The sequence below is a fragment of the Micromonospora sp. BL1 genome (assembly GCF_003667485.1).
Classification (GTDB): Bacteria; Actinomycetota; Actinomycetes; order Mycobacteriales; family Micromonosporaceae; genus Micromonospora; species Micromonospora tulbaghiae.
The window spans coordinates 14689-30987 of the sequence record NZ_RCVK01000243.1; the positions used below are offsets into that span (position 1 = coordinate 14689).

The 16299-nt window shown below is 74.6% G+C and carries 17 protein-coding genes; 5 read left to right on the top strand and 12 right to left on the bottom strand.

Going from position 1 to position 16299, the window contains the following annotated elements; all coding sequences use genetic code 11:
* Positions 1–96: 96 nt before the first annotated feature.
* Entirely contained in the window at positions 97–513 is a 417-nt protein-coding gene (locus EAD96_RS16390) for an MmcQ/YjbR family DNA-binding protein (RefSeq protein ID WP_121684932.1), read from the bottom strand.
* 165 nt (positions 514–678) lie between these two features.
* Between EAD96_RS16390 and EAD96_RS16395 the strand changes: the two genes are divergently transcribed.
* From EAD96_RS16395 to EAD96_RS16405, 3 genes are all read left to right on the top strand, one after another.
* Positions 679–1794, top strand: a complete 1116-nt coding sequence (locus EAD96_RS16395; RefSeq protein ID WP_120570017.1) for an exo-alpha-sialidase — start codon at positions 679–681, stop codon at positions 1792–1794.
* On the top strand, positions 1791–2087 hold the full coding sequence (locus EAD96_RS16400) for a MoaD/ThiS family protein (protein ID WP_018784437.1): 297 nt from the start codon (positions 1791–1793) through the stop codon (positions 2085–2087). The genes EAD96_RS16395 and EAD96_RS16400 overlap by 4 nt, the downstream gene beginning before the upstream one ends.
* 86 nt (positions 2088–2173) lie before the next feature.
* Positions 2174–4126: a beta-propeller domain-containing protein gene (locus tag EAD96_RS16405; protein ID WP_233585886.1), complete on the top strand. Its 1953-nt coding sequence runs from the start codon at positions 2174–2176 to the stop codon at positions 4124–4126.
* 52 nt (positions 4127–4178) lie between these two features.
* Here the strand turns inward: EAD96_RS16405 and EAD96_RS16410 are convergent, their stop codons facing one another.
* From EAD96_RS16410 to EAD96_RS16450, 9 genes are all read right to left on the bottom strand, one after another.
* Positions 4179–4793: a hypothetical protein gene (locus tag EAD96_RS16410; protein ID WP_121684933.1), complete on the bottom strand. Its 615-nt coding sequence runs from the start codon at positions 4791–4793 to the stop codon at positions 4179–4181.
* Complete coding sequence (locus EAD96_RS16415) at positions 4790–6139, bottom strand: hypothetical protein (RefSeq protein ID WP_121684934.1); 1350 nt, start codon at positions 6137–6139, stop codon at positions 4790–4792. Before EAD96_RS16415 ends, EAD96_RS16410 begins: the two co-directional genes overlap by 4 nt.
* On the bottom strand, positions 6139–6933 hold the full coding sequence (locus EAD96_RS16420) for an ABC transporter ATP-binding protein (protein ID WP_120570014.1): 795 nt from the start codon (positions 6931–6933) through the stop codon (positions 6139–6141). Before EAD96_RS16420 ends, EAD96_RS16415 begins: the two co-directional genes overlap by 1 nt.
* Before the next feature lie 73 nt (positions 6934–7006).
* Positions 7007–7819 carry a zf-HC2 domain-containing protein gene (locus EAD96_RS16425; RefSeq protein WP_121684935.1) on the bottom strand — a complete coding sequence of 271 codons (813 nt, stop codon included), beginning with the start codon at positions 7817–7819 and terminating at the stop codon, positions 7007–7009.
* Positions 7816–8400 (bottom strand): RNA polymerase sigma factor, encoded by a 585-nt coding sequence (locus EAD96_RS16430; RefSeq protein WP_120570012.1) that lies wholly within the window; start codon positions 8398–8400, stop codon positions 7816–7818. Before EAD96_RS16430 ends, EAD96_RS16425 begins: the two co-directional genes overlap by 4 nt.
* Positions 8401–8464: 64 nt before the next feature.
* A complete protein-coding gene (locus EAD96_RS16435; RefSeq protein ID WP_121684936.1) occupies positions 8465–9631 on the bottom strand; it encodes an SGNH/GDSL hydrolase family protein in 1167 nt (388 codons plus the stop codon).
* A 74-nt stretch (positions 9632–9705) separates the two neighbouring features.
* A complete protein-coding gene (locus EAD96_RS16440; protein ID WP_121684937.1) occupies positions 9706–10545 on the bottom strand; it encodes a sugar phosphate isomerase/epimerase in 840 nt (279 codons plus the stop codon).
* The gene (locus tag EAD96_RS16445) at positions 10542–11705 is read right to left on the bottom strand and encodes a dihydrodipicolinate synthase family protein (RefSeq protein ID WP_121684938.1); all 1164 of its coding nucleotides are present in this window, start codon (positions 11703–11705) and stop codon (positions 10542–10544) included. The genes EAD96_RS16440 and EAD96_RS16445 overlap by 4 nt, the downstream gene beginning before the upstream one ends.
* Positions 11702–12853, bottom strand: coding sequence for a Gfo/Idh/MocA family protein (locus tag EAD96_RS16450; protein ID WP_121684939.1), 1152 nt, complete (start codon positions 12851–12853; stop codon positions 11702–11704). Before EAD96_RS16450 ends, EAD96_RS16445 begins: the two co-directional genes overlap by 4 nt.
* Positions 12854–12956: 103 nt before the next feature.
* Here EAD96_RS16450 and EAD96_RS16455 point away from each other — a divergent pair, with 103 nt between their 5' ends.
* Both EAD96_RS16455 and EAD96_RS16460 read left to right on the top strand, forming a co-directional pair.
* On the top strand, positions 12957–13976 hold the full coding sequence (locus EAD96_RS16455; RefSeq protein ID WP_121684940.1) for a LacI family DNA-binding transcriptional regulator: 1020 nt from the start codon (positions 12957–12959) through the stop codon (positions 13974–13976).
* A 39-nt stretch (positions 13977–14015) separates the two neighbouring features.
* Positions 14016–14525: a pyridoxamine 5'-phosphate oxidase family protein gene (locus EAD96_RS16460; protein ID WP_091427041.1), complete on the top strand. Its 510-nt coding sequence runs from the start codon at positions 14016–14018 to the stop codon at positions 14523–14525.
* A 35-nt stretch (positions 14526–14560) separates the two neighbouring features.
* On the opposite strand, the gene EAD96_RS16465 is transcribed toward EAD96_RS16460, so the two are convergent.
* Entirely contained in the window at positions 14561–15181 is a 621-nt protein-coding gene (locus EAD96_RS16465) for a bifunctional 2-polyprenyl-6-hydroxyphenol methylase/3-demethylubiquinol 3-O-methyltransferase UbiG (RefSeq protein ID WP_121684941.1), read from the bottom strand.
* A 75-nt stretch (positions 15182–15256) separates the two neighbouring features.
* Positions 15257–16201, bottom strand: a complete 945-nt coding sequence (locus EAD96_RS16470) for a sugar phosphate isomerase/epimerase (RefSeq protein WP_121684942.1) — start codon at positions 16199–16201, stop codon at positions 15257–15259.
* Positions 16202–16299: the final 98 nt, after the last annotated feature.

A 16299-nucleotide genomic window follows, 5' to 3' on the forward strand; every position in this document is an offset into this window, starting at 1 on the left:
GGGGACGGCGGGACGACGACCGCCGACCAGGCTTCCCGGCACACCGCGCTCACCGTACTGCCGATGTCCCGCCCCGGGGAAGCCCCGCCCGTGGCGTCATGGCCCCACCGGCCGGTCGACCAGCGCGACCAGCTTCTTCGGGGCCAGCACGCAGTAGCTCTCGGTGAGCAGCTCGGCGACCTCGGTCCAGTCCGTGTCCGTGTCCAGCCGCAGCCCGACCACGTCGGCGGCCCAGTCCGGCTTGAAGAAGTGCGGCCCGGCCGCGAGCAGCCCGGCGATCTCGTCACCGGGGGAGCGGAACGTCATCACGCAGACCGGCTCGTCGGTCGCCGCGGCCCGCGCGTACGCCGCCTGGTGGCCCGGGTCGACGGTGAGCACGTGGGCGAACGTCCGGCCGCGGACGCGCCATCGCACGCCCACCCAGGCCGCTTCCTCGTAGGTCTCCGGCAGGCCGAGGCAGACCGGCCGCAGGCGGGCGAGGTGCTCGGGTGGGACGTCTCCGGGGCCGGTCATGCGCGCAGGCTAGCCGCAGCCTCCGACAATCCGGCCGCACCGGCGTGGCGGCCCGCCGCCGCGCGTCCGGGAAGGAAATGTCGTAGCCGGGGAGTACGACAGCGATGAGTTTCGGTGAGCCGCACGGTCATTGCGGGGAGAACCCCTCGGACGAGAGGACGAGACATGAGCGGCGTACGAGTACTTGTCGGCACGCGCAAGGGCGCGTTCATCCTGACCTCGGACGGCAGGCGCGACGACTGGACCGTCGACGGGCCGCACTTCGGCGGCTGGGAGATCTACCACCTGACCGGTTCACCCGTCGAACCGGACCGGCTGTACGCGTCCCAGTCCGGCGGCTGGTTCGGGCAACTGATCCAGCGCTCGGACGACGGCGGCCGGACCTGGGCGACTGTCGGCAACGACTTCGCCTACAGCGGCGAGGTGGGGCAGCACCTCTGGTACGACGGCACCCCACGGCCGTGGGAGTTCAAGCGGATCTGGCACCTCGAGCCGTCCCGCCACGACCCCGACACCGTGTACGCGGGCGGCGAGGACGCCGCCCTCTACCTGTCCACCGACGGCGGTCAGAAGTGGTCCGAGCTGACCGCGCTGCGGCAGCACCCGACCGGCCCGTCCTGGCAGCCCGGCGCGGGCGGGATGTGCCTGCACACGATCATCCTCGACGCGGCCGACCGGGACCGGATCTACGTCGCGATCTCGGCGGCCGGCGCGTTCCGCAGCGACGACGGCGGCGCGAGCTGGCTGCCGATCAACAAGGGTCTGCGTTCCGGCGAGATCCCCGACACCGACTCCGAGGTCGGGCACTGCGTGCACCGTCTCGCCCAGCACCCGTCCCGGCCGGACACGCTGTTCATGCAGAAGCACTGGGACGTCATGCGCACCGACGACGCGGGCGCCAACTGGCGGGAGGTCAGCGGCGACCTGCCGACGGACTTCGGCTTCCCGATCGCGGTGCACGCGCACGAGCCGGAGACGGTCTACGTGGTGCCGATCACCAGCGACTCGCTGCACTACCCGCCGGAGGGCAAGCTGCGCGTCTACCGCAGCCGTACCGGTGGTGAGCACTGGGAGCCGCTGACCGAGGGGCTGCCGCAGTCGCACTGCTACGTCAACGTGCTGCGCGACGCGATGGCCGTCGACACGCTCGACCCGTGCGGCATCTACTTCGGCACCACCGGCGGTCAGGTCTACCACTCGGCCGACGGCGGCGACACGTGGGCGCCGATCGTGCGGGACCTGCCGGGCGTGCTCTCGGTCGAGGTCCAGGTGCTGCCGTGATCCGGGTGGTGCTGCCGGCGCACCTGAAGAACCTGGCGCACGTCACCGGCGAGGTACGCGTCGAGGTGGCCGGGCCGCCCACCCAGCGGGAGGTGCTCGACGCGCTGGAGGCCGCGTACCCGATGCTGCTCGGCACGATCCGTGACCGGCACAGCGGGAAGCGCCGGCCGTTCGTCCGCTTCTACGCCTGCGAGCTGGACCTCTCCAACGAGTCCCCGGACGACCCGCTGCCGGAGGAGGTGGTCGCCGGCAAGGAGCCGTTCATCGTGCTCGGCGCGATGGCGGGCGGTTGAGCGCCACGGCCGGCCGTTGAGCGGCACCACCGGCGGTTGAGCGGCACGACCGGGAACCGCGCTCGCCGGCGCCACGTCTGACCGGCATGACCCGTCACGGATACCGGACGCTCGGATGCACGCTGACCGTCACGCTGGCTCTCGCCGGCTGCACCGCGTCACCGCCGGCCGCCGACCCGCCACCCACCGGGCGGGTCGCACCGGCCGGCGGGCTGCGGCTGGTGGCGTTCGACGGCTGCGACGAGGCGCTGCGACAGCTCCGCACGGCAGCGAAGGCGGCGGTCGGCCCGTGGGGATTCGGCGCGGACGACCTCCGGCAGTTCAGCGCGGAACGGGCGACGGCGCTCGGCGGCGTCGCCAAGGACGCGAGCGGGGCGTCCGCGGCGGGCTACTCCGGCACCAACGTGCACGAGGCCGGCGTGGACGAACCGGACCTGGTCAAGACCGACGGGAAGCGGATCGTCACGGTCACCCGGGGCGTGCTGTCAGTGGTCGACCCGGCGAGCCGTCGCGTGACCGGCCGGCTGGCGCTCGATCCCGACGCCGAGCGGTTCTCCGGCGGCGAGGCGAGCCTGCTGCTGCACGGCGACCGGGCGCTCGTGCTGCTGCGCGCCGGCCGGACCGTCAAGGGCCCCGTACCGGGCAGGCAGACGCGCCCGGGCACGACCCCGCAGGCCCGGCTGGTCCTGCTGGACCTCGCCGGACCGCCGCGCGTGGTCGGGGAGTACCGGATCGACGGCCTCCTGGTCGACGCCCGGCAGTCCGGCGCGACCGCCCGCGTGGTGATCCGGTCCGCGCCACGGCTCGACTTCCCCTACCGCTCCGATCGCAAGACCGACGCCCAGCGGATCGCCGCCAACCGCGCGGTCATCGACAAGGCCACGCTCGATGACTGGCTGCCCCGCTACGAGATCCGCGACGACGTGCGGACCGTCGGCACCGGACGGGTCGGCTGCGACCGGGTCAGCCGGCCGGCGGGCTTCTCCGGCGCGTCGATGGTGACGGTGCTCAGCTTCGACCTGGGCGCGTCCGCGCTCGGTGCCGGTGACCCGGTCACCGTGGCCGCCGACGGCGACACCGTCTACAGCAACGGCGCACGCCTCTACGTCGCCAACGACCAGCGCTGGCGGACGTGGCGTGGCGGGCCGTCCGCGGCACGCGACACCAACACCGAGATCTACCAGTTCGACACCGCGGCGGGCACGCCCCGCTTCGTCGCCGCCGGGTCCGTGCCCGGCTGGCTGATCGACCAGTACGCGCTGTCCGAGTGGGACGGTCACCTGCGCGTGGCGACCACGACGGGTGACACCTGGGGCCGGCGGACCACCTCGCAGTCCGGCGTCTACGTGCTGCGCACCGACGGCGCCACGCTGACCCGGGTCGGCGCGATCACCGGCCTGGGCAAGGGCGAGCGGATCTTCGCGGTGCGGTTCGTCGGCGGCACCGGGTACGTGGTCACGTTCCGGCAGACCGACCCGCTGTACGGAGTGGACCTGCGTGACCCGGCCGCGCCCCGGGTCACCGGCGAGTTGAAGATCAACGGGTATTCGTCGTACCTGCACCCGGCCGGCGACGGCCGCCTGATCGGGGTCGGCCAGGACGCGACCGACCAGGGGCGGGTGACGGGCACGCAGGTGTCGCTGTTCGACGTGGCCGACCCGGCCCGGCCGGCGCGGATCGCCCAGCACCTCGTCGCGGGCGGCTGGTCCGAGGCGGAGAACGACCCGCACGCGTTCCTGTACTGGGCGCCGGAGCGCCTGGTGGTGATCCCGGTGCAGCGTCCGGGCGTGGTGACCGACCGGGCCGAGAGCGTCAAGGGCACGCCTTCCGGCGGTGTGCTGGCGCTGCGCATGGGCGACAAGGGCTTCACGGTCGCCGGCGCCGTCGACCATCCGGGCGCGCTCACCGACGGCGGCGAGTGGACCCCGATCCGCCGCTCGCTGATGGTCGACGGCGTGCTCTGGACGGTCTCCGACGCCGGCCTCAAGGCGACCGCCCTGTCCGGCATGACCACCCTGGCCTGGGTGCCGCTGACCTGACGCCGACGACCGGACCTCGCCGCGCCACGAGCGCGCGACGAGGTCCGGCACGTCACTGTTCCAGTGCCGCCTCGGCCGCCGCGACCTGCGGTCCCACCCGCAGCGCGTACGCGACGACGCCGCCGAGGAGGAACGTCGCGGCGGTGGCCGCGGCGATCCGGTTGCCCGGTTCCTGCGCCATCCACAGCGCCGCCTGCCGCCATTGCGGCCCGCCCGGGACGGCCAGGAACGCCCCCAGGGCGGCCCAGGCGGTCGGCACCTGCCAGGCGGCCCGTGCGCCGGCGAGCGCGGCGCCGAGCCCGACCAGCCCGATCAGCCCGGCCGTGTTGCGGGCCAGCGCGGCCGGCGGCCCGAAGTCCGCGCCGAGAACACGGGCGGCGGCCAGCATCCCGACCACCGCCGCGCCGTACGCGAGCAGGTGCCCGGCCCGGCGCGGCGGCCAGGACCACGCGGCGGTCCGCTCCAGCGCCGGGTCGGTGCCGGCGAGCGTCGGCCCGAGCGGCGCAACCGCCAGCGCGGTGGTGAGCACGGCGAGGCCGGCGGGCACCTCGGGGCGGTCGGTGAAGCCGGACCAGGCGGCGGCCATCACCGCGACCGCGACCGCGGATCCGGCCAGGGCGGCGGGTAGCCGGCGGGACCGCACGTACAGCGGCAGCCAGCGGCTCACGGCGCGGCCCGTCCGGTGAGCGCCGGCATCAGGTCCGGCTCGCACCGCGCGGCCGCGTCCCGCAGCGCGGTGACCCGCCGCATCTGCTCCGGCTCGGGCAGCGCGCGCAGTTGCCGCACCCCGGCCCGGATCTCCTCCTGCTGCTCGTCGGCGTACCGGTATCCGGTCCAGGAGTCCCACAGCCGTACGGTCTCGGTGTCCAGCAGCCAGGCCGCGACGATCGCCGGGGCGATGTCGTCGCCGCTGCGGCCGCAGCCGGACCACATGGTGCCGCCGCCCAGGGCGATGCGCTCGGCCACGTCCGCGGCCCGGCCGGTGCCCGGGTCGACCTCGAGGAGGAACTGGACGGTGCCGGGTGCGGGCCGGGGCCGGTGCCACTGCTCGCTGTCGTTGCTGCCGATGGTGTCCAGCCGCAACTCCACCGCGCGGGTCGGTGCGTCCGGCAGCTTCGCCAGCGCGCGCAGCCCTCGGCGGGCCTCGGTGGTGACCTCGGGCAGCAGGTGCGCGTTGACGGCGGTGACGCACACCTGCGGCGCGCCGTCGGCGCAGACGTAGCGGCGCGCTCCCGGGTCGAGCTGCCAGATCCCGGCCGGGCCGGGCACGCCGATCAGCACGAGACCCGCCACGCCGCCGGCCAGGCCCGCGAGCGCGCCGGCCCGGGTCAGCCACGACCCGCCCGCCGCCAGGAGCAGGCCGGCGAGCACCAGCCCGGCCCCCAGCGCCAGCCGGCTCAGCAGCAGCCGGTCCGACAGCGTCTCCCAGGGCGTGTCCGGCGGCCAGTTGATCATGAGGGACACGTTCGACATCTTGCTGTCCGCACCCGCGAGCATGGACACGCCCTCCTGCGCGACCAGCGCGGCGGCGGCCAGCAGCGGGGGCAGCAGCGGTGAGGACCACAGGCGCCCGACGGCCGTGCCGCACCAGGCCGCGCCGACGAGCACCAGCACGTCGACCAGGGGCCCGGCAAGCCCGCGTACGCCGACGTAGGCGCCGCCGGTGGCGACCAGCGCCGCACCGCCGGCGAGCACGAGCAGGTGCGCGGCCGCGACGGCGACGCCGAGCGCGGTCATCGCCGGCAGCGTGCGCTGCCAGCGGGGCCGGCCGGTGCTGTTCATCAGCTCGTCGGCGCGGGTGCGCCGGTCCCGGCGGCCGAGCACCGCGCCGCCGGCCAGCGCCAGGGGCATCAGGAGGAACATGGCCGAGGAGTGCACGTAGCCCAGCCGCAGCCACTGTCCCTGCCAGAAGCTGTACATGCTGGCGACGCCGAGGATCCCGATGAAGAGGAGCAGCACCGCCACGGCGGGCGCGTTCGAGCGGCGCAGTTCGATACGGACCTGTCGGATCATCACGCGCCCCGGTGCTGCTGGAGGAGGTACGAGTAGCCGCGCTCGGCGGCGCTGTCGCCGACGCCGCCGGTCTCGCCGTGGCGGACCAGGTCGGCGGGCAGGCCCTGGAACACGCGGGCGCCGTCGTCCATCAGGATGACGTCGGAGCAGGCCGCCACCACGTCCTCCACCAGGTGGGTCGAGACCAGCACGCACGCGTCCGCGCCGAGTTCGCGGATCAGCTCGCGGAACTGGACCCGCTGCTCCGGGTCCAGGCCGACAGTCGGTTCGTCGAGCAGCAGCAGCTCCGGTTCGTTCACGATCGCCTGGGCGATGCCGGCCCGGCGCAGCATGCCGCCGGACAGCGACTTGAGCTTGGCGTCGGCCCGGTCGGTGAGGCGTACCCGGTCGATTGCCCGCTGGGCGGCGCCCGGCACCGCCGAGGCGGGCATCTCCCGCAGCCAGGCCACGTACTCGACGTACTCCCGGACGGTGAACCGGGGGTAGTAGCCGAACTGCTGCGGCAGGTAGCCGAGGCGGCGGCGCACCGGGCGCAGCTCACGGGTCGTGGCGGCGTCCGCGCCGAGCAGCCGCAGCACCCCGGCGTGCGGCTTGACCACAGTGGCGAGCGCGCGCATCAGCGTGCTCTTGCCGGCGCCGTTCGGGCCGAGCAGCCCGTGCACGCCGGTGCCGAGCGTCAGGCCGAGGTTGTCGACTGCGAGGTGCCGCCCGGCCTTCACCGACAGTCCCACCGCCTCGATCCGCCAGGCGTGCCGGGTCGGCGCCACCTCGTCGGCGCTCACTGCGCGTACCAATGTCGTCTCCTTCTCGGGGCAGGGTGGTCCGCGGCGCCGTCGGGGCGCCGTGGCGTGGTTCGGGGGGCCGGCGTCAGCCGGCGGGCCGCCGCAGGTGTTCGGCGCGCAGCGCGGTCAGCAGAGTGAACACGACGGCGGCCACCGCCCAGGCGGGCATGGTGGCGGGCCGGAGCAGGGCGTCGGTCGCGGCGGCGGCGCGGGCCGCGTCGGCGCCGCCGATGACCGACACGGCCGCGACCGCCGCGAGCCAGCCGCCGCCGAGGACGGCGGCCGCGAGCGGCACGCCGACGCGGCTGCCGAGCAGCAGCGTCGCCGCGGTGAACGTCAGGCAGGGCAGCAGCCACAGCGCGGGGTTGCGGCCGACCGCCAGCCCGGCCACCGCGAGCACCGGCGCCACGAGGAGCAGAACCGCGAGGGTACGGCGCAGCAGCAGTTCCAGCCCGGCGCGGGCGGTGCCGGCGACCACCTCCCAGTTCGGGTTGGCGCGTCGCGACCAGGCCACCGCGAGCCCGGCCAGCGGTGCCACCGGCGCCAGCAGCAGCACCGCCGACGGTTGGTCCGGGTAGTTGCGGTCCAGCAGCACCGCGGCGAGGATCGCCGTGCAGGTCATGGCCGCCCAGGCCAGCATCGACCAGTCGGTCCAGCGCAGCCACCACCGCCGCAGCGGACGCCGGCGCACCGGCCGTGGCCCGGTGCGGGCCTGTTCCAGGATCGCCTCCCGGGTGTCGCCGAGCAGGGCGCGCAGCGGCGGGGCGGCCAGCTCGCCGAGCCGGTCCCGGCACTCGGCGCAGCCCTCCAGGTGCACCTCGATCGTCCAGGCGGCGGCGTCGTCGGGGCTGCCCGCGGCGTACGCGGCCAGGGCCGAGGGGGGAACGTGAGCGGTCATGCCAGCGCCTCCCGTAGCGCGTTGCGGGCACGCCGCGCCCGGCTCTTCACGGTGCCTTCCGGCACCCCCAGCAGGACGGAGGTCTCCCGGACGGTCAGCCCGTCCAGGACCATCGCGGCGAGCACCGCCCGCAGCTCCGGTGCGAGGGCGTCCAGCGCGGCGCCCACCTCCGAGCCGAACGACCCGGCGAGCGCCTCGTCCTCGGCGGCCGGCGCGCTGCGTACCGGCAGCACGTCGGTCGGCACCTCCTGCACCCGGGCGCGGCGGCGCAGCGCGTCGACCAGCCGCCGGGCCGCGATGGTCCAGATCCAGCCGGCGGCGGAGCCACCCGGCGCGTCCGCGCCGCCGGAGGGCCGGATCCCGCTGAACGAGCCGGCGGCCCGCCACACCGTCAGGTACGTGTCCTGGAGGACCTCGGCGACGATGCCGTCGTCGGCGCACCGCCGCCGTAGCCGGATCGCGAGCCACGGCGACGTACGCCGGTACAGCTCGTCGAACGCGTCCAGATCGGCGCGCGCGACCCGCCGCAGCAGCCGCTCCTCGTCCTGTTGGCTTCCTCCCACGCCTAGATGGTCGTTCACGGCACCTCCGACGGATCACGGCGCGGCGTGACCTGGGTCACGCCGCGCCGTGGGCAGGTGTCCGTCACTCCGGTGCGGCGAACGGTCCCTTCGGTCCGAACGCCAGCGCGGCGAACCGCTCGCCGATGCGCCGGTCGGCGGCCGGGTCGGGGTGCAGCTCGTCGGGCAGCGGCAGTTCGGCGTAGTCGGCCTCGCCGTACAGCTCCAGGCCGTCGAGGTAGTGCAGGTTGGGGTCCGCCGCGGACCGGGACGCCACGATCCGGGCCAGCTCGGCGCGGATGACGCGCAGCGTGAGCCGGCCGGACGCCACCTCGGCCGGGTCGCCGGTGGCCCGGAACCGCACCCGCCCGTCGACGAACTCGACCGCGCCCGGGCCGGGCGTGTCCTCCTGGATCGGGCACAGGATCGACGACACGACCAGCAGCGGGGTGTCCGGGTGCCCCTCCCGGAGGGTGTCCAGGAAGCCGTGCACGGCGGGGCCGAACGCGCGCAGCCGCATCAGGTCGCTGTTCACCACGTTGATGCCGATCTTGACGCTGATCAGGTCGGCCGGGGTGTCCCGCATCGCGCGCGCGGTGAACGGGTCGAGCAGCGCGCTGCCGCTGAACCCGAGGTTGACCAGCTCCACGCCGGCGAGCGTGGCGGCGATCGCCGGCCAGGTGCCGGTGGGGCTCTCCGCGTCCGAGCCGTGGCTGATCGAGCTGCCGTGGTGCAGCCACACCCGGCGGCCGCCCGTGTCGGCCGGCTCGACCGGCGCGTCCGTGCGCAGCGCGACCAGCTCGGTGATCTCCCGGTGCGGCAGCCAGATCACCACCTCCTTGTCGGTGGCGGGCAGGTCGGTGAAGCGCACCGTGGCGACCGGACCGGCCTCGACGCCGGACGTGCCGGTGGCGAGGTCGATGGTGAGCACCTTGCCGCCGCCGGCGGTGGCCTGGCCGGCGAGGCGGCCGTCGACGACCAGGTCGTAGCGGCCGTCGGGTCGCGGTCCGGTGCCCCGGTAGACCATCTTCGTGGGCAGCACGTCCAGCTCGACGGTGGTGGCGCGGGTACGGAACACCAGCCGTACGCCCGAGGGCATCGCCTCCGCCGTCATCAGCTGCGGGTCGACGTTCTGCGCCCGGGCCCACGCGGGCAGCCGGTGCGGCAGCACCCCGTCCGCTGTGTGTTCCAGGTCGAGCGCGCCGCGCAACAGGTCGGTGGTGATCGGGGTGGTGATGTGCGGGGATGCCATGAGCCCGATCCTGCCCCCGGAGCCGGGGGAGCGGCCACCTGATTCATCCGACAGGCCGGACTCGTCACGCCGGGTCAGCCGGTCAGCACCCGCTCCACGTACCGGGCGGTCATGGTGGCGAGTACCCGGTCCGGGTCGGTGTCCCACACCTCGGCGTTGAAGATCTCCACCTCGACGTCGCCTGAGTACCCGGCGGCCTCCACCGCGCGGCGCAGCGGCGGGAAGTCGATGTGCCCGTCGCCCATCATGCCGCGCCCGAGCAGCACGTCGGCCGGCAGCGGGGTGAGGAAGTCGCACACCTGGAAGCTCGCGATCCGCGTTCCGGCGCGGGCGATCTGCCGCCACACGTCCGGATCCCACCAGACGTGGAACGTGTCCACCACGACGCCGACCTGCTCGGCCGGGAACGCCTCGGCCAGGTCGAGCGCCTGCCCGAGCGTGGACAGCACCGCCCGGTCGGCGCAGTACATCGGGTGCAGCGGCTCCAGCGCGAGGCGTACCCCGCGCTCGGCGGCGTACGGCGCCAGCTCGGCCAGCGCGTCGGCGACCCGCCGCCGGGCACCGGGCAGGTCGCGGGAGCCGGGCGGCAGGCCGCCGACGACCAGCACCAGGCAGGCGGCACGCAGCGCGGCGGCCTCGTCGATGGCGCGCCGGTTGTCCGCCAGGGCCTCGATCCGTCCGGCCTCGTCGGCGGCGGTGAGGAACCCGCCCCGGCACAGCGACGACACCCGCAGCCCGGCGTCGGTGACGAGCCGCGCGGCGGCCGGTACGCCGATCTCGGCCACCGGCTCGCGCCACAGCCCGATCGCCGGGATGCCGGCGCGTACACAACCGTCGACCGCCTGCGCCACCGACCAGCGTTGCGTGGTGCGCTGGTTGAGCGACAGCCGGGCCAGCCGGGGGTCGGCGGTCATCCGGCCACGCCCGCGATGTCGAGGTACGCGCGCATCCGCCGCGCCGCCAGCTCCGGGTCGCGCAGCAGCCCGGCGGTGTCGGCCAGCCGGAACGCCTCGACCAGGTGCGGGACGCTCCGTCCGCCGTGCAGGCCGCCGACCATGGTGAAGCCCGGCTGCCGCCCGTTCAGCCAGGACAGGAACGCGATGCCGGTCTTGTAGTACGGCGTGGGCGGGGCGAACAGGTGCCGGGACAGCGGCACCGTCGGGTCGAGGACGGCACGGAACCCGGCAGGGTCGTCCGCGTCGAGCCGTCCCAGTGCCGCCGACGCGGCCGGGGCGATCGCCGCGAACGCGCCGAGCAGGGCGTGGCTGAACCGCTTCCCGTCGCCCTCGATCAGCTCCGGGTAGTGGTAGTCGTCGCCGGTGTAGACCTTCACGGCCGGCGGCAGCAGCTCCCGCAGCCGCACCTCCCGGCCCGCGTCCAGCAGCGACACCTTCACGCCGTCCACCAGGTCGGCGTGGGCGTGCACCAGCGCCGCGAACGTCGCGGTGGCCTCGTCCAGGTCGGTCGAGCCCCAGTAGCCGGTCAGCGCCGGGTCGAACATGTCGCCGAGCCAGTGCAGCACCACCGGCGCCCCGGCCTCCCGCAGCACCCGTTCGTAGACGCGCAGGTAGTCCTCCGGGCCGGTGGCGAGCGCGGCGAGGTGCCGGCTGGCCATCAGCACCGGCGTGGCACCGCACTCCTGGACCACGGCGACCTGCTCGGCGTACGCGGCGACCACCTCGTCGAGCGTGGCGGGCGTGCCGGTGAGCTGGTCGGTGCCGGCCCCGGCCACAATGCGCCCGCCGCAGGCGGCGGCCTCGGCGGCGCTGCGCCGGATCAGCTCGCGGGTGGCCGCCCAGTCCAGCCCCATCCCGCGCTGCGCGGTGTCCATCGCCTCGGCCACACCCAGGCCCCACGACCACAGGTCGCGCCGCACCGCGAGCGTCGCGTCCCAGTCCAGCCCCGCCGGGCGGCCGGGGGAGTTGTCGGCGTACGGGTCGGCGACGACGTGCGCCGCCGCGTACGCGATCCGGGTCGCCGGTGGCCCGGCCGGCCGGTGCCAGGCGGGCGGTTCGCGCAGCGTCAGCTTCTCGGTGCCGCCGCCCGGAACCGGCAGCGTGATCCGCGTGCTCACCGGGGGATCTCCTCGATCGGCACCCGCCGCCCCTCCCGCGCCGAGCGCAGCCCGGCCTCGGCCAGTTGCACGCCCCGGGCGCCGGCGAGGAAGTCCCACGGGAACGGTTCGTCGTCGACGACGTGCCGCAGGAACGCCTCCCACTGCACCTTGAACGCGTTGTCGTGCTCGCCGTTGTCCGGCACGGTCTGCCACTGCGCGCGGAACGGCTCGGTGGCCGGCAGGTCGGGGTTCCACACCGGCATCGGGGTGGCGCTCCGGTGCTGGATGCGGCAGTCGCGCAGCCCGGCGACAGCGCTGCCGTGCGTGCCGTCGACCTGGAACTCGACCAGCTCGTCCCGGTGCACGCGGACCGCCCAGGAGGAGTTGACCTGCGCGATGATGCCGCCGGCCAGCTCGAAGATGCCGTACGCGGCGTCGTCGGCGGTGGCCCGGTAGCGGGCGCCGGTCTCGTCGACGCGCTCGGGGATGTGGGTGGCGGTGACGGCGGTGACGGCGGTGACCGGGGCGATGATCTGCTCCAGCACGTAGTGCCAGTGCGGGAACATGTCCAGCGTGATGCCGCCGCCGTCCTCGGCGCGGTAGTTCCAGCTCGGGCGCTGCGCGGCCTGCCAGTCGCCCTCGAACACCCAGTAGCCGAACTCGCCGCGCACGGACAGGATCCGGCCGAAGAAGCCGCCGTCCACGAGCCGCTTGAGTTTGCGCAGGCCGGGCAGGAACAACTTGTCCTGCACGACGCCGTTGCGGACGCCCTTGGCGGCGGCGAGCCGGGCCAGCTCCAGCGAGGCGAGGAACCCCTCGGCGAGCGGCTTCTCGGTGTAGACGTGCTTGCCGGCCTCGATCGCCGCCCGGATCGCCTTCTCCCGTGCGGTGGTCACCTGCGCGTCGAAGTAGACCTGGTGGGCGTCGTCGGCGAGCGCCGCGTCCAGGTCGGTGGTGTACGCCGACAGCCCGTGCCGCTCGGCGATCTCGGCGAGCCGGTTCTCGTCGCGGCCGACCAGGGTCAGCTCGGGCCAGATGCGGCTGCCGTCGCGGGCCGGTACGCCGCCCTGGTCCCGGATGGCGAGCAGGGACCGGACGAGGTGCTGCCGGTAGCCCATCCGGCCGGTGACGCCGTTGAGGATGATGCCGACGGACGTGCGTTCCACTGGGCCTCCCCGCAGGTGAATGCGCTTTCAGTAAGCGCTTTCAGGGTGCTACCGTAGCCACGCCGGAACACCGGGTCAAGACGTTCCGCAGGGAGACGCATCGATGTCGCACGTGACGCTGGAAGACGTGGCCAGGGCGGCCGACGTATCCCTGGCCACCGCCTCCCGGGCGCTCAACGGGCGGCGCGTCACCCCGCACCTGCACGACCGCGTCCTGGCCGCCGCCGCGCGCCTCGCGTACACCCCGAACGCCCACGCCCGCGCGCTGGCCGGCGGGTCCCGGCGCAGCGTCGGCGTCGTCTGCCACGACGTCACCGACCCCTACTTCGCCGCCGTCGCCGGCGGCGTCATGCGCGTCGCCGCCGACAACGACCTGCTGGTCATGCTCGCCAGCACGTTCCGCGACCCGGAACGCGAGATCGCGTACGTGTCGATGCTGCGCGCCGAACGCGCCCCGGCCATCCTGCTCATCGGCTCCGGATTCGAGGACCCCCGCTGGGAACGGGCCATGGCCGCTGAGCTGGCGCCGTACCTCGACGGCGGCGGCCGGGTCGCCGTGGTCAGCCGGCACCGCACCCTGAAGGTCGACAGCGTGCTACCGGAGAACCGGGCCGGCGCCGCCGAACTGGCCCGCGCGCTGCTCGGCCTGGGGCACCGCCGCTTCGCGGTGCTCTCCGGCCCGCCCGAGCTGACCACAGTCGCCGACCGGCTCGGCGGGTTCCGCGACGAACTGGCCGCCGCCGGCGTGACGCTCGCCCCGGGTGCGGTGGCCGAGGCGGCGTTCACCCGCGACGGCGGCTATCGGGCGATGACCGAGCTGCTCGACCGCGGGCTCGACGCCACCTGCGTGTTCGCGTGCACCGACGTGATGGCCGTCGGCGCGTACGCGGCGCTGCGCGACCGCGGGCTGTCGGTGCCCGGCGACGTCTCGGTCGCCGGCTTCGACGACATCCCGGTCGTACGCGACCTCACCCCGCCGCTGACCACAGTGGCGCTGCCGCTGCACCGGCTCGGCGAGGAGGCGATGAAGCTGGCCCTGACCGAGAACACCGCTCGCCGCCGCCGGATCGTGCGGCTGCCCGGCGAGGTGGTGCTGCGGGCCAGCACGGCCCCGGTCGCCTGAGCCCGGCCGGTAGGGTGCCGTCATGATCAAGGACGCCACGTGCCGCTGACGAACCCCTGGCTGACCGGACCGACGCCGACGCGGAAGCTGGACCGGGACCGCCTCGCCGAACGCATCCTCAACCTGCTGTCGTCGCAGAACATGTGCGTGCTCGCCACCGCCGGGCCGGACGGGCCGCTGGCCACGCCGGTGCGCTACTACCCGCTCGACTTCACGCTGATGTTCACCGCCGCGCCGCGCTCACCGAAGATGCGCAACATCGCCGCCGACCCGCGCGTGTCGGTCGGCGTCTTCGCCCCGCTGGTCGGGCTCGCCAGCAGCCGCGGCGCCCAGGTGTTCGGCACCGCCCGGGTGCTCGGCCCCGAGCACCCCGACCGGGCCCGCCACTGGGCCGCGTTCCGCTGGGAGAACGAGCACGCCGAGCGGGGCCGGTCGCTGTCCGAGCCGCCCGAGGACCCCCTTGTCGTGATCGAGGCCGACCGCATCGTCTACACCGAACACTGGCTGCGCCGCGAGGGCTACGCCCCACGCCAGCACTGGCGTCGCTGACGCCGCTCACCGTTCGCCGGTTCCACCCAGGCGCGCTAGGGACCGGCGGGGGAACGGGTGGCGCGCAGCAGATTGCCGGCCAGGCGCAGGTCCGCCCCGCCGACCCGGGCGAGCACGTCGATCCGTTCGACAGCGACGTGCGTCCAGTCCGGCTCGGGGAAGGCCCCGCGCAGGGCGTCGGCGTCCAGGCCCCAGCCCTCGCCCGCGTCCGGCGACACCGCCAGCACGAACACCGCACCGCCGGGCGCGGTCAGCCGTGGCAGCAGCGCCAGGTAGTCGCCTACGGCAGCGCCCCGCCGGTCCAGCGAGTGCAGCAGCCCGGAGTCGAACACCGAGTCGTACGGCACCGGCGGCACCGGGATCGCGGTCGCGTCGCACACCTCGAAGCGCACCGGCAGGCCCGCCGCTGACGCCTTGGCCCGGGCCTGGTCGATCGCCGCCGGTGAGATGTCGACACCCGTCACGTCGTATCCGCGGCGGGCCAGCGCGAGCGCCAGCTCACCGGTGCCGCAGCCGACGTCGAGCACGCGCGGGCCGCGTACCCCGGTGTCGAGGACCTCGGCGAGCGCCGGCTGTGGCCCGCCGATCTCCCACGGCGGCCGGTCGGCGTCGCGGTAGAGGCGGTCGTAGTGGACGTCGTCCGGCTCGTCGGTCATCGCGTACCCCCTCGGTCGGCGCCGGCCCACCCCCGAGCGTGTCACGTCCGGCGGCGATCAGTGCCCCGCCGGAGGTCAGAACCGCAGGCGGCGCAGGTAGCGGTAGCCGACGGCGGCGGTCTGCTGCGGCGTCAGATCCGGGGTGTCGTTCTCCACGATGTACTCCATGACCTGGTGCCCCCGGAAGATCCGCGCGAAGTCGATCATCCCGGTGCCCAGGTCAGCCATGTCGCCGGTGGCCGGGTCGCGGTCCTTGACGTGGTACTGCAACACCCGCTGCGGCGCCGAGCGGATCACGTCGAGCGTGAAGCCCTCCGGGTCGTCGACGCCCTCACCGGAGTTGATGCCGCCGGTGACCGCCCAGTAGATGTCGATCTCCAGGTGCACCAGGCGCGGGTCGAGTTCCTCGGTCAGCACGTCCCACGGCCGCCGGCCGTTGCCGAAGTCGATGGTGAACTCGTGCGCGTGGTTGTGGTAGCCGTACCGCAGGCCCGCCTTGCGCGCGGCGGCGGCCTCGACGTTCATCTGCTCCGCCCAGCGCTTCCAGTCGTCCTCGCGGTCGGAGTTCAGGTACGGCACCACCATGAACCGCTGGCCCAGCGTCCGGGCGTTCGCGATCTTCTCCTCCAGCGCAGCGGCGTCAGCGGCGAGGCCGTCGTGGCTGGAACTGGCCTTGATGCCGATGCCGTCCAGGAACCGGCGCAGCTCCCGCGCGGTACGGCCGAAGTAGCCGAGTGCCAGCTCGATCCGCGGGTAGCCGATCCGGGCCAGGTGCGCCAGCGTCGCGTCGTAGCCGGGAGAGCCGTTCAGCGCGTCGCGGACGGTCCAGAGCTGGAGGCTGATCAGCTCCTTCGGCACCGGACGCCGGCCGTGGTGGTGCGCCCCGCCGGCCTGGGCCGCAGTCGCGCCGAGCCCGGCCGCGAGCCCGATCCCGGCCAGCGCCGCCAGGGAGCCGCGCAGCAGGTCGCGCCGGTCCAGCGACTGCCGCAGCGCGGCGTGTCCGTCGAATCCGTAGCACATGGTCGCACTCCTTCGTCGCCTGTGACCGACGCTACAAAAGGCATGTCGATATGTCTATGGCTTTCGGTGCCCTGAGTCGAACTTTCGATCGGCGCGGC